Genomic DNA, 14024 nt, shown 5'->3' with positions numbered 1-14024 from the left:
GCCATGAACAAGGCGCCGACGCGGGTTCGCGGCGGCGCCTTTGTGTTGAGCGCAACGAATTCGGCGCTCAGTTCATCCTGGCCTTGCGGGCATCGGCGATGACCCGCTCGAACTCGGCCATGCTGAGCACGCCCGGCACGCGGTACTTGCCGACGATGAAGGACGGGGTGCCGCGGAAGCCGAAGGCTTCGGCCTGCTCGTTGTTGCGCTTGAGGATGGCGTCAATGTCCTTGCCGTGATCGGTGAGATCGCGTTTCAACCGGTCCATGTCGACGCCGGCTGCAGCAAGCAGCTCGTTGATGCGCGGCTCGGTGAGGCGCGAGCTGACGCCCATCATGGCGTCATGGGCCTGATGGTACTTGTCCTGGAATTTCGCCGCGAGCGCGATCCGCGCCGCCGTTACCGAGACTGGCCCGAGGATCGGCCAGTCCTTCATCACCAGCCTCACCTTGCCGTCGTCCTGAACCACCTGACGCAGCTCGGGCTCGAGCTTGCGGCAATAGGGGCAATTGTAGTCAGACCATTCGACGATGGTGATGTTGCCGTCGGGATTGCCGGCGACGGGCGTGTCGGGATCGCGCAGCACTTTGGTCTCGGTCAGCACCTCGTCATCGCCGGCCGCGGCCCGCGCCGAGGTGATCCCACCCATTGCAAGGGCGCCTGCCCCGATCAGCGTCAACGCCGCGCGCCGCGTCGGCACAAGGCCCTTATTCCTGAATCCAGTCATATCTCGTCCCGTTTCGGTCCCATCTCCGCAAATACGGCTCGGAACCAGGAATTGTTGCGAACCATATAAAGTGTCGCAGCCGCGATGTCATCGCACCAGCAGCCTGACCGCGAGCGGCACCTGGAACGAGGTCACCAAAGCGTCCAGGCTCATGACGACGCCGGCGATCTCGTCGACGGGCATCCATCACTGAAACGCTAGGCCTGGATCGTATTTGCCACCTGCGAAGCCGCAACGCGAGGCAGCATCGCCATCAGCGTCCCGGTCATGGTGGCAATCAGCGTAGTCTTGCCGTCGTGCTCGGCAAAGGCCCTGGCCTCGCAGAAGGTCAGCGTGCGACCCGGCTTGACCACCTCGGCCTTGAAGAGGAAGCGCTCGCCACGGGCAGGTGCAATCAGCGAGGTCTTGAACTCGACCGTCAGGATGTCGGCCTCGCGCGGCATCAAGGTGAAGGCGGCAACGCCGCAGGCATTGTCGAGCCCGGCGGTGACGATGCCGGCGTGAATGAAGCCATTCTGCTGCGTGAAAGCAGACGAATGCGGCATCGCCAGCTCGACCACGCCAGGCGCGAGATGGGCGATCGAGATGCCGAGCGTGCGCATCGCCTTCTGTCCTTCGAACAACGCGGCGGCGGCGGCTCGGTAGTCCGGGTTCTTCGGCTCGAATGCGGCCATGGCTCAAGCCTCGTCGAATTTGCCGGCATGCCACATGATGTTCGTGTGGCCGACGTGATCGCACTGCCACGGATAGACCGTGCCGCGATAGGTCGCCTCCTGCTCCATCGCCATTCCGTGCCCTTGCCGTATCTCTTGATTTGATACGGTGGCGTATCAGGCGTGGGACGCGTTAGCAATACGGTACCGTATCAAGAACCGGTGAGGCTTTTCTTCATGAGCGACGGCAAGGGCGACGTCTGGGTCGAGGCAGGATTTGCCGAGCTGGCCCGCTCGGGAGTCGAGGGCGTGCGGGTCGAAGTGCTCGCCAAAAACCTTGGCGTCACCAAGGGCGGCTTCTACCGCCGCTTCGCCGACCGCGCCGCGCTGCTCGACGCCATGCTGGAACGCTGGCGCGTGGGGCGCACGGCAGCCATCGCCCAGCAGACGAGCCTCGACGGACAAGACCCCCGCGAGCGGCTCAAGGCGGTGATCCAGCTCTATTCCGAACGACTGAACCCGGAGGGCATGGCGATCGAGCTCGCGATCCGGCAATGGGCCCGCTCGGACGAGAACGCGGCGGCGGCGGCCGCAAGCGTGGACGCGGCGCGACTCAAGCACGTCGCCGAACTCTATCGCGCGACCGGGCTCGCAGCCGAGGAGGCCGATGCCCAGGCCTTCTTGTTCTACTGCTTCATCTTCGGCCAGAGCCTGCTGTTCGTCGAGCGCGGTCCGCGCAAGCGATCGCAGCTCGTGGCGAAATCGGCCGAGAAGCTGTTGGACTAAAGCGCGATGAGATTAGGATGAATCGTCATCGCGCTTTAGGTTATTATTTGAGCATGATCTCCGCGCAAACGCGTTCCGCGTTTGGCGCGAGGGAAAACCGCTTCACACTTTTCCGGATCATGCTCTAGCGATTGGACCTAAGCGAAATGGCGGGAGCATTGCTCCGGCCATCGCATCAGTTCAAAGCTCAGGCGGCGCCCTTCAGCTTCTTGTTGCATTCGCTGTAATAGCCGCCGCCCTTCTCGATCCACTTCATGCCGGCATTACCGTTGGTCGCCTTGTTGGCATTGTACTGATCGACACAGGTGTGAAGGCGGGCCTTGCCGGCGGTCTCCTTGGAATATTTCGGATCAACCGCGGTCGGGAAGACCGCGGGTCCGGTCGGCGCCGGGGCGGCAGCGGGGGCCGCCTCCTTCTTGGCCTGCTTCGGCTCGGCGGGAGCAGCGGGCGCAGCCGCGGCTGGCGCGGCAGCGGGCGTCGCATCCGCGCCGCACTGGGCCTTGCGGAAGTCATTCCACTTCATGGTGCCGAGCGAGCCGTCCTTCTTGGCAGCCTGATATTTCGCACTGCACTCCTGCGAGGTCAGCGCCTGCGCCGGCGCGCTGGCCACCAGCGCACCCAGTCCCGACAACGCAACTGCACACAGCAACTTTGATCGAATAGTCATGCCTGGTCTCCTCCTTGGTCTTCCCCCGGGGGAAAGTGAAATCAGGATTGCTATCCTAGCGTGCCGCCGGCTTCCGACAAGAAAGCGATGGCTCCTGCTGCCAAAATATAGTGATCGCGCCGTTCAAATTATTCATGTCGCGTTCAGCAAGGCGAGCCGACGTTCGCAATCCTTGGCAATTCTCGCAAGAAGAGTGCAACACCATGACCCTGACCTCTCGCCTCGCTGCCGTCGCCCTCGCCTCCCTGCTCGCCTCCGGCACCGCCTTCGCGCAAGCGACTGCGCCGGCCACCAAGACTGATACCGCTGTTACCGCCGACAAGAAGGCGCCGAAGGAGCGCTCGGCCGAGTCGCTGGAATGCTCCAAGCAGGCGGACGCCAAGGGCCTGAAGGGCAAGGAGCGCAAGAAGTTTCGCCGCGAATGCATAAAGGAAGCGAAGGCCGGCACCGCTGCCCCCGCTGCCGAAAAGAAGTAAATCCGTCACAATACTGCTCGCGAGCTTCAGCGAGGGTGCACGCATCGCGGCATGACGTAGCCGCAATTGTGCGCCTCTCGCTGATTTGCGATAAGGTGGCGTGAAGCAAATCACCGCCTCCCTGCCGTTCGAATGGCCGAGCCGTGCCAAGATCTTGAGCACGGTGGAGACGCTCACCATCGGCACCGCCGGTGGCCTTGTGTTTCTGTTTGCGGGCCTTCCCGGCGGGTTGATCTCGGGCTCGATGATCGCGGTCGGAATCGCGGCGATCGCCGGCCGCCAACTGACGCTGCCGCCGATCCTGACCCAGACCGTGCTGGTGCTGCTCGGCATCTCCCTGGGCTCGGTCGTTTCGCGCCATCTGATCCAGCAGGTCAGCGCCTATCCCCTGACCATCGGGCTGCTTGCGCTCGCGACCTTCTGCTCGACCTTCGGCTCGAGCTATTACCTCCAGCGCATCCATGGCTGGGATCGCACCTCGGCCTTCCTTGCGGGCAGCCCCGGCGCCCTCTCGCAGATCACGATCCTGGCGGTCGAGCGCGGTGCCGACTTGCCGGGCATCGCGGTGGTGCAGACCATGCGCGTCATCATCCTGACCGCGGCGCTGCCGATGGTGCTGGCGCTGGCAGGCGTCGCGCCCTCTGTCGCACCGTCACTGACGACGACGATCGCTTCGCCGCTCGATCTCGTCGAGCTGGTCGCTGCCTCGCTGGCGGCGGCGCTTGTGCTGCGGCTGATCAAGTTTCCGGCGAGCTGGATGTTCGGCGCGATGATCGCCTCCAGCGTGCTGCATGGTGCAGGCTGGGTCGAGGGCGGCCTGCCGAACTGGGTGCGCGGCGTTGCACTGGTCGGCATCGGCGCGCTGATCGGCAGTCGTTTCTCGCGGATGCGGATCAAGACGATGGCCGGCCACATCAACGCGGCGCTGGGCTCGTTCGCGGTGGCGATCGCCGTCTCCGCCATCTTCGTCGGCATCGTGGCGCTGACCACGCAGGTGAAGTTCTCCGACGTCGTCGTCGCATTCGCGCCGGGCGCGATGGACGCCATGCTGGCGCTGGCCCTGACGCTGCACATCGACCCGATCTTCGTCGGCGCCCATCATCTGTCGCGCTTCGTGTTCGTGACGATCGCGACGCCGGGCATCGTGCACCTGTTCGGGCGCACGCAGGACGATGTGGACGATTAACAGAGCTCAGTCTCGGGTGGGCAAGGGCGCGCTTGCGCCGTGCCCACCACGCTTCCGCGGTGTCGTTGAAAATGGTGGGCACGCTGCGCTTGGCCCACCCTACTGCACCTACGTGCGCTTAGCCGTCGCCGCAAATCCCCACGCGGCGATTGCGGCCATCAAGAGCGAGATCAGCACGTTGTAGCCGGCGAGCGAGAGGCCGAGGAAGCGCCACTGCACCTCGTCGCAGCGCACCACCTTCACGGTGTCGAGCCGCGAGAGCAGATCATTGGCGCTGCCGAGATTGACGACGGGACCGGAGCAATCGGTCGGCCCCTTCCAGAACCCCCATTCGACGCCGGAGTGATAGACGCCGAGGCCGGCATTGGCGAGCGTCGCCAGCGCGAGGATCGCAAGACCTGCGAGCAGCAGCGGCCGCGGCGCACCGCCCCGCGCCGCGAGCACGACGAGCAAGCCGAGCGGGATCGCGAGATAGTACGCGTAGCGCTGCTCCAGGCAGAGCGGACATGGCACGATCCCCAGCACGAGCTGGAAGAACCAGGCGCCCGCGATCGTGGCTGCTGCAATCACCGTAACCAGGAGCGAGGCGGTCAGCGCGGGGTTCGCGGCCCCCGGCCTGAAGGCAGGCATTGCGGCACTCTGGGTCGTCACGGCAGCCTCTTCCGGTGGGTCACGCTGTTAAGCCTCTAACCCCGGCCCACGCGGCTGTCGAGAACAGCCGGGATCAATTTGGCGCGGGTTGACCCCGCCCTGTCCATGGCTATAGTCCGCCCGCTTCGCGACGTCCTCATCCGAGGGGCCGACCGAGGGCCCCTGTGGCGGAACTGGTAGACGCGCTCGACTCAAAATCGAGTTCCGCAAGGAGTGCTGGTTCGATTCCGGCCAGGGGCACCAAGCTGAAAACATCAATAATAACAATAACTTACGGCCGAAACTAGATTTCTGGTTTTCACCACAGCCGCCCGTTTTGTTGGCATTTTTGTTGGTATCGGGGGAGCAAACATTCACGGCGAATTTCGCTATGCCGAACGAGGGAATTGAGCAGATGGCCGCAAGAACCATGGCGCGAACGCCACCCCGAACACGTCGTGCCCGGCGTATTGTTACCCGCGTTGTAGATCGCGAGATCCAGATCATCGCCAGCCGCGTCGAATAGCCTTCTGGTGTCGCCTCGTTGGTCGCGTCCGTGACGACTGGGACCGCCTGTCCCCCGTTTCGCGCGATCTCTTGCGCAAGCAAATCGATGGCCGCCTGCGTTCGCCCGGCGATGGTCACTCTCAGGCCGTCAGCCGCAATCGCTTGCATAGTTGGGCGCCCAGCCGCGCTCTGGCCCTACTCCGATCACAACCGCTGTTTTCATCATCGCCTCTGCTCATGCATTGTCCGCTTCCAAACCTAGCGACGGCTGTACGGCTTAGACAGACAACTGTGCGTTTTGAGAAGAATGCGTAGAGACGAAATCGCGCTGGCAACGGCTTTCGGAGCAGCTTCAGGCGGCCGCTCCGTCCTTTTGCAGAGTTATTCTCTCTTTAAGAGCGCCTGACCGCCAACAGGTTGAAGCTAGGCCATTCGCAGCTACGCGCGATACACAGGCGCATGATGGCATTCGACGGAACGATCGTGGTTGGGATTGCGCTTCGATGCGCTGACCATTCCCCGCCCCGGCATGGTCAATGAAATGGAGTGGAGCGAGGTCGGTTGCGATGCCGAACGCTGGACTATTCCGGCCGTCAAGATGAAGACCGGTTGGGGCCATGTCGTGCCTCTGTCCCGGCAGGCACTCGCAATTCTTCGCAGCGTTCAGAAGCTGACCGGCCATCGTCGGTACGCGTTTTCCTGCTCGAAGGACGCGCCGCTATCAAACAACACGCTCAACAAGCGCTTGCGGCTGCTTGCCATTGACACCAAGACTGATCATTGTGCCCACGGATTCCGGGCCACCTTCTCGACCCTGTCCCACCACGAAGAGATCAAGGACGCCAAGGCATGGGATGGCGATGTCGTCGAGCTGCAGCTCGCGCATCTCGATAACTCTACTGTGGAAGGTCTCTACAAGAAGCACGGACCGCTCGCGCTGATCGGCTCGCGCACGAAGCTGATGCAGCATTGGGCTGATCGGATCGACCGCTGGCTCGATCCCAAGAAGGTGATTCCGATCAAGGGGGGCACGCAGCGCTGAGTCACCCATCATCGGGCTGGCGAATGTTGCCCAATTCAATTCGTGGCAAGGTCATGTGGACAGCGTCGGAATCGCCGCCAAACCTTTGCGAAAGCAATCGCGGCTATCCGCTAGTCTGAAGTGATCATCAGGTGGTCAAAGTGTCGAGAAGCGTTGGAGCCCAGGGAGGGAATCATACGCAACCACCGACACGATGAACCGCTGTTTGTCCTTAGTATGATAGCGTGATCACCTGGCACGGTGGCGGAGGTTCGCGACATCGGGAAATCCAAATCGCGGGGGTGGCCGCTTGTGCGACGCCCCTGGCTAGGTTCAAATCCTGGGGGCAAAGCGGCGCCGCTCTACGGTTGACGAATGTGAGGCCCTTTCGGCCATAGAATTGACGGACCGCTGTAGGCCCGAAGCGTCGATATTGGCATGTCCGCTTTTCCGCCGCTTCTAAGGGTAAACCGGACATAGCTCGGACCGGCCACGACTTCCGAGTCTGGACCCAAAGCGGTCCTATTCGGAACTGCCGGACTCAAGCCCGTTTTCTGCATTTTCGCTCGATTTCTGGAGCGGCACGTGACTCGACGCACGTGGCAGCGTCGCAATTGTACGAGCGGCGGAGGCGGCAAACCGAGCTGGATATCGCACACGACGATACGTCCCAGCTTCATTTGCGGGCTTTGCTCGCCGACGCCGGCCGCGCTGATTGCAGGCCGCAAGCTTCGATCAGTAGGCCACGTCGCCCGGCACTGATTGACCGAGCCGACAGGTCAGATAAGATGCTCAGGCGAGTGCCCATCCAGAATGGTTACGATTCGGGTTCGAATGGGCTGGTTCAGGGACAATATCAGACAGGGTTCATGGGCGGCGCTGATTGCGCTCGCCATTAACTTTGCGTTGTCCTTTGGTCACGTTCACGCCATTGGCGGCACGGGCTCAGGTCTAAGCCAGGTTGCCCTCGCCGCGCCGAGCACGCCAGACGTTCACGATCGGACGCCAAAACACCCTGCCGACGGGGTGGACTATCTCTGTCCGATCTGCATCGCCAGCGCGGCGATGGGGAACGCGCTGGCGGCGACACCGCCTGCACTACCCGTCACGCTCGCCGAGGTGTCGGTCGATCGTGCGGTCGAGCACGAGTATGCAATCCCTCAGCCGCACCGCTCGGCCTTTCAATCCCGCGGCCCCCCGATTTCCTGACACCGCTGCCTCGGTCGCGTAGCGCTGCACTCAAACTGTCGTCGCCATCGGCCGAGGTTCCATCGCTCAGCATCGCTTGCGTTGTCTTGCCCCGCAGCCCTGCATCAGCTCAGTCAGGAATCTCATGTACTTCGCCCCTTTGCGCATCCCGCGCAGCCTTCTCGTAACCGTGTCGACGCTTGCGCTGGTCGCAGCGTCAGATGTCCCCGCGCTCGCGCAAGCCGGCGCCGCCTCGCCGACGCCGCAACCATCCGCCTCCCCATCCGCGCCCGAAACGCCGGCTCCGACCCAGCCATTACCGCAGCAGAGCCCTCCTGCCACGGATCAGACCCCGTCGCCTCCGCCCCAAGCGCAGGGCGGCAATGTCCTGCCCGAAACGCGCGTGGTCGCACCCGCCGAGCGGCGGCCGCCGCGAACGCCACCACCGCGCCAGGTGGTGCGCCGCCAGCCGTCCGCGCCGACACAGACCCAGGCACCGAGCGAGGCGGCGACCCAAGCGCAGGTCGTCGCCCAGCAGAACCAGAAGTTCGATGCAGCCCGCCAAAACATTTTCCCGCCGATAGGGTCCGGTTCTTACGAGATGAGCCATCAGGCCATCGAATCCCTGCCGCAGGGCAACAACACTACGCTGGACAAGGCGCTGTTGCAGTTCCCGGGCGTGCACCAGGATTCGGCGGCGAGCGGCGAACTGCATGTGCGCAACGAGCACGCTAATCTGCAATACCGCATCAACGGGATCATGCTGCCCGACGGCGTCGGCGGTTTCGGGCAAATCCTCGACACGGGTATCGTCGGCAACATGGCCCTGCTGACGGGCGCGCTGCCGGCGCAATATGGCCTGCGCACAGCCGGCGTGCTGGATATTACGACCAAGGCGGACGCGTTCGACAATTCCGGCAAGGTCAGCGTCTATGGCGGCAGCCACCAGACCATCACGCCGTTCGCCGAATACGGTGGCACGGTGGGACAAACGCAGTATTACGTGTCGGGTCGCTATCTCTACAACAATCTCGGCATCGAGAATCCGACGCCCGCAAATGAGGCCATTCACGACCGCACGCAACAGGAAAAGGGCTTTGCCTATGTCTCGACGGTGATCGACCCCAACAGCCGCATCACCTATATCGGAGGCGTCTCGAACGCGCTGTACCAGATTCCCAACAATCCCGGGCAGCCGTCCAACTTCCAGTTAGGGAACATAACCAGCTTCAATTCCGCGCTTCTCAACGAGCGGCAGTCCGAACTCAATCAATTCAACGTCGTGGCTTACCAGCACTCGGCCGAAGGCATCGACTACCAGCTTTCCTATTTCAACCGCTACAGCCAGCTCCACTTCTGGCCCGACCCGACCGGTGACCTGCTCATCAACGGCATTTCATCGAGCGTGTACCGTCAGAGCTACGTCAACGGCATCCAGGAAGATACCGCATGGCGCATCGCCGACGCGCACACGCTGCGGTTTGGGTTCACCACGAGCGCCGAGCGGTCCCTGGTCACCGGCATCAACACGACGTTCCCCAGTGATCCGGTGAGCGGTGGTCAGGCGTTCGACCCCACCACGGGCGCACCGCTTCCACCCGTCACCATCTACGATTCCTCCAGCAAGCTCGGCTGGCTGTTCGGCGCCTATGTGCAGGACGAATGGAAGATCACCAACAACCTGACCCTCAACGCCGGCTTGCGCTTCGACCAGATGTGGCAATACGTCGACGCCAATCAGTTCAGCCCGCGCATCAGCCTAACCTGGGTGCCCCTGGACGGCACCACTGTTCATGCCGGCTACGCGCGGACCTTCACGCCGCCGCAGCAGGTGATTGCAGCGCCGACCAATATAGCGCTGTTCCAGGGCACGGTGGCTGCGCCAGCGGTCACTCAGAACGATCCGGTGCTGCCGGAACGGGCCCACGTCTTCGATGCCGGCGTGGTTCAGAAGATCTGGCCGATTCCTGGCCTCGAAGTCGGCCTCGACGGCTACGTGAAGCTGGCGCGTGATCTGCTCGATGACGGGCAGTTCGGCCAAGCCTATGTGCTCGATGGCTTCAACTATGCCAAAGCGAACAATGTCGGCCTCGAATTCAAGGCGAGCTATACCAATGGCAATCTCAAGCTCTACGGCAACGTGGCCTGGGCGCGCCAGATCGGCACCAATATCGTCTCGAACCAGTTCCTGTTCGATCCGGACGAGCTGGCCTATATCGCCACCCACTACATACACACCGACCACAGTCAGTGGGTGACGGCTTCGGCCGGCGCATCCTATCAATGGTACGATACGAAGTTTACCGCGTCGATGATCTATGGCAGCGGACTTCGCTCCGGCTTCGCCAATACCGATCACGTGCCGTCCTACACGCAGGTCAATGTCGGCGTGTCGCACGATTTCCATTTCGTCGCGCCGAACAAACCGACCACAGTGCGGTTCGACATCGTGAACCTTTTCGACAAGATCTACGAAATCAGGGACGGGTCCGGCATCGGCGTGTTCGCGCCGCAATTCGGACCGCGGCGCGGTTTCTTCGTCGGCATCTCACAGAAGATATGAGCGGGAGCAGGGGGTGATCCACAAGGACAACGGAAAAGAGAACCATATGCCTGATCGCAAATCACGGGCGAAGTCTGGGAATTTCGCCCGCATCGTCACGCTGACCATCGTGAGCCTTGCATCGCTCGCGATGCCGACGGCTGCGCTGGCTGACACATCAAATCCGCTGCTGCCCCGCAATCTCTCGCCGTGGGGCATGTTCCTCAACGCCGACATCATCGTGAAGGCGGTGATGATCGGGCTTGCGTTTGCATCGTTCGTGACCTGGACGGTGTGGCTTGCCAAAACGATTGAGTTAGCGGGCGCGCGGCGGCAGGCGCGCCGCCGCACCAGGCTGTTGGAAAGCGGCGGCAGCCTCGCGGAGGCGGTCCGCGCCTGCCGTAACGACAGGGACGCCGTCGCCCAGCTCATCCTCACCACCGCGCGCGAGGCCGCGCTGTCCGACGGCATCGTCGACGACGCGTTCAAGGAACGCGTCGCCTTGCGGCTGGAGCGCGTGCAGGCGGCGATGACACGGCAGATCTCGCGCGGCACCGGCCTGCTTGCCACGATCGGCGCGACGGCACCGTTCGTCGGCCTGTTCGGCACGGTCTGGGGCATCATGAACTCCTTCATCGGCATTTCCGAATCCCACACCACCAATCTCGCGGTGGTGGCGCCGGGTATCGCCGAAGCGCTGCTCGCAACCGCCATGGGACTGGTCGCGGCAATCCCCGCGGTCGTGATCTACAACCACCTGGTGCGGGTCATCGGCGGCTACCGCACCCTATTGGACGATGCCTCGGCGCAGCTCCTGTTGATGATCAGCCGCGGACAGCACGGCCGCGCGGCGATGCTGTCACGGGCCGCGGAGTGACAGCATGGCCATACGTCTCGGACAACGTTCGGGCAGCGACGATCTCGAAATCCAACACGAGATCAACGTCACGCCGTTCATCGACGTCATCCTCGTGCTCTTGATCATCTTCATGGTGGCGGCACCGCTTGCCACTGTCGACATCGGAGTCAACCTGCCCGCCAGTACCGCGCCGGAGCAGCCGCGGCCGGACAAGCCCGTCTTCGTGACCATCAAGCCGGACGAGACCATTGCGGTTGGCGAGACCTTGGTGCCGCGCGGGGAGCTTTCGGCCGCGCTCGATTCCGCCACCAACAATCATAGGGACGAAACGATTTTCGTCCGCGGAGACAAGACCCTCAGCTATGGCGCGCTCATGGAGGTGATGAACAGCCTGCGCGACGCCGGATATCTCAAGCTCGCTTTGGTCGGTCTGGAAACGCCGACAGCCAAGCCATGAACGCGTTTGAACTGCATTTGCCAGAACGGCGCGGACTTTCCCGCTGGACATTTGCCGGCGTGACGATCCTGATGGCGCACGCGGCGGTCGTGGCCACGGTTGCGTTGTGGTATGTCCGCAGGCCGGTCGAACCGAACATCCTGCCCGCCATCGCGGTGACATTGGCGCCGGTCGAAAGCAGTTCGCCCGAGATTCACGACCAGGACATCGCCGTCGGGCCAACCATGCAGCAGGCCGAGGCCGCACCACCGGAACCGCCCAAGGTCGAGGAGAAGCAGGAGGAGCCGGTGGTGCAGCCACCGCCGCCGGCACAAGAGGCCGAAGTCACGCTGCCAAAGGTCGAGAAGGAGTTGGACGAACCGAAGCCGGTGCCTCAACCGCCCGCGCCGGAAACCCGCGCGCCGCCAAAGAGCGAGCATATCGGACAGTTCACGGAAGCAGGTTCGAACGCCTATAACGCGCTGGTGTTCGGCCATCTGCAAAAGTTCAAGCGCTACCCCTCGGCCGCGCGCGGCAAGTCAGGCACGGTCATCGTGAGATTTGTGCTGAACCGCGCGGGCGATGTGATCGCCAGCACTGTAACGAAGTCGTCGGGCAACGATGTACTCGATCGGGAGGCGATCGAGATTCTTCGACGCGCGAGTCCCTTCCCGGCATTCCCTGCGGCCAAGCCGGGCGCGCAGGATAGTTACATCGCCCCGGTCAACTTTTCCCGGTCCAGCTGAAGGCGCCGGCACCGGGTCGCACTTGACGGGAGTGTCGAATGACAGTCCGGACCTTGTTGCTGGCTCTTTGCCTTCTGATTTGCAGTGAACTGCCCGCTGTTTCCAAAGGCAGTGTCGCAAGTAAGGAGGATCCTTGGGATCCCCGTCATATAGACGATTTGCCCGCTGAGGTCCGACAGTACATCACTGCAATCTGCAAAGGACCGGCCCGAGCCCAGCATGACTTTGCAACCTACTCTCCGCGCGAAAAGCGCTGGCGAATAAACCTTGAGTACCTTCAATGTAACGGCCTTGGCGAATACCGTCGAGGAAACCAATGTCTGGACGTTGACTTCGTTGAAGTGGGCTCGCGGTTTCGTCTCGCCGGAAAACAGTATAGGGATTGCGGCTTCTGAATCTCAGTAATTCGTGCGCGTTGTGTATCTGGTGGCATCTGCGATTTGGCCCTATTAGGTCGCGGTGCTTCTTCTTGCCTATTTTGGCTTGTTACCGAAGTAAGGCCGCCTCAATTGGCGGCCTCTATCAGACCAAACCTGCGATGTCGCCTCTTGGCCCATCGCGACAAATCTCGCACGCCCCGACGAGGTCCGCTCTTAGGGGCAGAGCCGACTAGATTTGCTCGCCGCAGGTATTGCGGGTCTTGACCCGGAATGACTCAGCCATCAATAAGCGACATTACGTTGGTGCGTAGAAGGCACGGGTTTCGGCGACCACCGCTCGGCGAAGTTCGGGTCGCGGAAACCTGTATCGACGCTTGCACCGGATGTCCGTTCTCGTCCTACGCCCGTTTGGGCTGACGGAGCGGTCAGGATCTTTGTACGTACGCACGCCGCGCGGCCAAGTGCACTCCAGTTTTTCACGAAGGGCACGAACGGCGGGAGGATGCCCTTCGTTATCAGCCGGAGAAGCAGACTCTCGTCGGGCCTCTGGACTCGGATTGAAGCCGGGCTCGAAGGCGTTGGAGCGCAGCCGCGGGGTCTCGCGGGCGAACACGAAGACGGTGGCGAACCTACGCGAACTTTAGCGATCCTAGGGAGAGAGAGGTATGCTGAAGTTTCCGATTTAAGTAAGCACGTTGTTCCATGCCGCCATGGTGGCCAGAGGCGTGGAGCGGAATTGATCGCCGGTTGGTACCGGCACCTCAGTGCGAGGCTGACTTCAGGCCGGGCGAGGAAGGTCCGGATGGTCTGTAGACTGTGCCGAGCGTTGCGCAGCGCCGGCTTTGGTTACTCAAGGCTGATGACCGAGGTTCACGACCATCTTCGGATGACGTTGACTCAGGGCCTTCAACGCGAGCAAACTCTTCCGTTCCTCGTCCCGATCGAATGTAAAACTTCCAGGTTCGACGCCGTGCTCCCAGCCCCAGCGCGTGTGGCAAGCGTCGCCGGTGAGGAGCACCGGACCTGTCGGAGTGCGGGCGAGATAGGAGACATGGCCCGCTGTATGTCCCGGGGTCGAGATCGCAAACAAGGAACCGTCACCGAAGACATCGATAACCCCTTCGAATTTCCCATCCGGGTCCTTGGTGAACTGAAATTCCTGAATGGCGGGCCTGCCCTCAAAGAAGGCGTCCTCCATCCCCTCGACGAAGAAGTTTTCG

14 protein-coding genes, 1 tRNA gene and 1 pseudogene are annotated in these 14024 nt (G+C 62.5%); 10 read left to right on the top strand and 6 right to left on the bottom strand.

Annotated elements, in window-relative coordinates; all coding sequences use genetic code 11:
* Positions 1-67: 67 nt before the first annotated feature.
* The 3 genes and pseudogenes from AC630_RS31095 to AC630_RS31085 form a co-directional block, all read right to left on the bottom strand.
* Complete coding sequence (locus AC630_RS31095; RefSeq protein WP_074122288.1) at positions 68-727, bottom strand: DsbA family protein; 660 nt, start codon at positions 725-727, stop codon at positions 68-70.
* Between the two features lie 197 nt (positions 728-924).
* Positions 925-1401 carry a PaaI family thioesterase gene (locus tag AC630_RS31090; protein ID WP_074122287.1) on the bottom strand — a complete coding sequence of 159 codons (477 nt, stop codon included), beginning with the start codon at positions 1399-1401 and terminating at the stop codon, positions 925-927.
* A 6-nt stretch (positions 1402-1407) separates the two neighbouring features.
* A pseudogene (locus AC630_RS31085) lies at positions 1408-1509 on the bottom strand (thioesterase); the annotation flags it as partial.
* 108 nt (positions 1510-1617) lie between these two features.
* On the opposite strand from AC630_RS31085, the gene AC630_RS31080 reads away from it, so the two are divergent.
* Positions 1618-2166: a TetR/AcrR family transcriptional regulator gene (locus AC630_RS31080; protein WP_074122286.1), complete on the top strand. Its 549-nt coding sequence runs from the start codon at positions 1618-1620 to the stop codon at positions 2164-2166.
* A 187-nt stretch (positions 2167-2353) separates the two neighbouring features.
* Here AC630_RS31080 and AC630_RS31075 read toward each other — a convergent pair whose 3' ends face one another.
* Complete coding sequence (locus AC630_RS31075; RefSeq protein ID WP_074122285.1) at positions 2354-2833, bottom strand: hypothetical protein; 480 nt, start codon at positions 2831-2833, stop codon at positions 2354-2356.
* 203 nt (positions 2834-3036) lie between these two features.
* Between AC630_RS31075 and AC630_RS31070 the strand changes: the two genes are divergently transcribed.
* Entirely contained in the window at positions 3037-3309 is a 273-nt protein-coding gene (locus AC630_RS31070; RefSeq protein ID WP_074122284.1) for a PsiF family protein, read from the top strand.
* Positions 3310-3409: 100 nt separating this feature from the next.
* Entirely contained in the window at positions 3410-4495 is a 1086-nt protein-coding gene (locus AC630_RS31065; RefSeq protein ID WP_074122283.1) for an AbrB family transcriptional regulator, read from the top strand.
* 108 nt (positions 4496-4603) lie between these two features.
* Here AC630_RS31065 and AC630_RS31060 read toward each other — a convergent pair whose 3' ends face one another.
* Entirely contained in the window at positions 4604-5146 is a 543-nt protein-coding gene (locus AC630_RS31060) for a disulfide bond formation protein B (RefSeq protein WP_074122282.1), read from the bottom strand.
* A 158-nt stretch (positions 5147-5304) separates the two neighbouring features.
* On the opposite strand from AC630_RS31060, the gene AC630_RS31055 reads away from it, so the two are divergent.
* The 7 genes from AC630_RS31055 (at position 5305) to tolA (ending at position 12424) form a co-directional block, all read left to right on the top strand.
* Positions 5305-5389: transfer RNA gene (locus AC630_RS31055), tRNA-Leu, on the top strand.
* A gap of 730 nt (positions 5390-6119) precedes the next feature.
* Positions 6120-6674, top strand: coding sequence for a tyrosine-type recombinase/integrase (locus AC630_RS31050; protein WP_245330569.1), 555 nt, complete (start codon positions 6120-6122; stop codon positions 6672-6674).
* A gap of 813 nt (positions 6675-7487) precedes the next feature.
* Entirely contained in the window at positions 7488-7862 is a 375-nt protein-coding gene (locus AC630_RS31045; protein WP_083636452.1) for a hypothetical protein, read from the top strand.
* A 124-nt stretch (positions 7863-7986) separates the two neighbouring features.
* The gene (locus AC630_RS31040; RefSeq protein WP_074122280.1) at positions 7987-10404 is read left to right on the top strand and encodes a TonB-dependent receptor; all 2418 of its coding nucleotides are present in this window, start codon (positions 7987-7989) and stop codon (positions 10402-10404) included.
* 46 nt (positions 10405-10450) lie between these two features.
* Entirely contained in the window at positions 10451-11260 is an 810-nt protein-coding gene (exbB, locus tag AC630_RS31035) for a tonB-system energizer ExbB (RefSeq protein ID WP_074122318.1), read from the top strand.
* 4 nt (positions 11261-11264) lie between these two features.
* The gene (gene exbD / locus AC630_RS31030; protein ID WP_074122279.1) at positions 11265-11699 is read left to right on the top strand and encodes a TonB system transport protein ExbD; all 435 of its coding nucleotides are present in this window, start codon (positions 11265-11267) and stop codon (positions 11697-11699) included.
* Positions 11696-12424, top strand: a complete 729-nt coding sequence (gene tolA / locus AC630_RS31025) for a cell envelope integrity protein TolA (RefSeq protein WP_074122278.1) — start codon at positions 11696-11698, stop codon at positions 12422-12424. Before exbD ends, tolA begins: the two co-directional genes overlap by 4 nt.
* 1230 nt (positions 12425-13654) lie before the next feature.
* Here tolA and AC630_RS31015 read toward each other — a convergent pair.
* Positions 13655-14024 (bottom strand): MBL fold metallo-hydrolase (locus tag AC630_RS31015; RefSeq protein WP_143198458.1); only part of this gene is annotated, 370 nt, incomplete at its 5' end.

The sequence above is a fragment of the Bradyrhizobium sp. AS23.2 genome (assembly GCF_001908185.1).
Taxonomy (GTDB): Bacteria; Pseudomonadota; Alphaproteobacteria; order Rhizobiales; family Xanthobacteraceae; genus Bradyrhizobium.
Note: the sequence above shows the minus strand (reverse complement) of the source record. Positions and strands in the feature narration are given on the sequence as shown.

Excerpts from the sequence above, each read along its gene's own strand:
- AC630_RS31095 (WP_074122288.1), bottom strand. The coding sequence starts at position 727 with ATGACTGGATTCAGGAATAAGGGCCTTGTGCCGACGCGGCGCGCGGCG.
- AC630_RS31075 (WP_074122285.1), bottom strand. The coding sequence starts at position 2,833 with ATGACTATTCGATCAAAGTTGCTGTGTGCAGTTGCGTTGTCGGGACTG.
- tolA (WP_074122278.1), top strand. The coding sequence starts at position 11,696 with ATGAACGCGTTTGAACTGCATTTGCCAGAACGGCGCGGACTTTCCCGC.
- AC630_RS31080 (WP_074122286.1), top strand. The coding sequence starts at position 1,618 with ATGAGCGACGGCAAGGGCGACGTCTGGGTCGAGGCAGGATTTGCCGAG.
- AC630_RS31045 (WP_083636452.1), top strand. The coding sequence starts at position 7,488 with ATGGGCTGGTTCAGGGACAATATCAGACAGGGTTCATGGGCGGCGCTG.
- AC630_RS31040 (WP_074122280.1), top strand. The coding sequence starts at position 7,987 with ATGTACTTCGCCCCTTTGCGCATCCCGCGCAGCCTTCTCGTAACCGTG.
- exbB (WP_074122318.1), top strand. The coding sequence starts at position 10,451 with ATGCCTGATCGCAAATCACGGGCGAAGTCTGGGAATTTCGCCCGCATC.
- AC630_RS31070 (WP_074122284.1), top strand. The coding sequence starts at position 3,037 with ATGACCCTGACCTCTCGCCTCGCTGCCGTCGCCCTCGCCTCCCTGCTC.
- AC630_RS31090 (WP_074122287.1), bottom strand. The coding sequence starts at position 1,401 with ATGGCCGCATTCGAGCCGAAGAACCCGGACTACCGAGCCGCCGCCGCC.
- exbD (WP_074122279.1), top strand. The coding sequence starts at position 11,265 with ATGGCCATACGTCTCGGACAACGTTCGGGCAGCGACGATCTCGAAATC.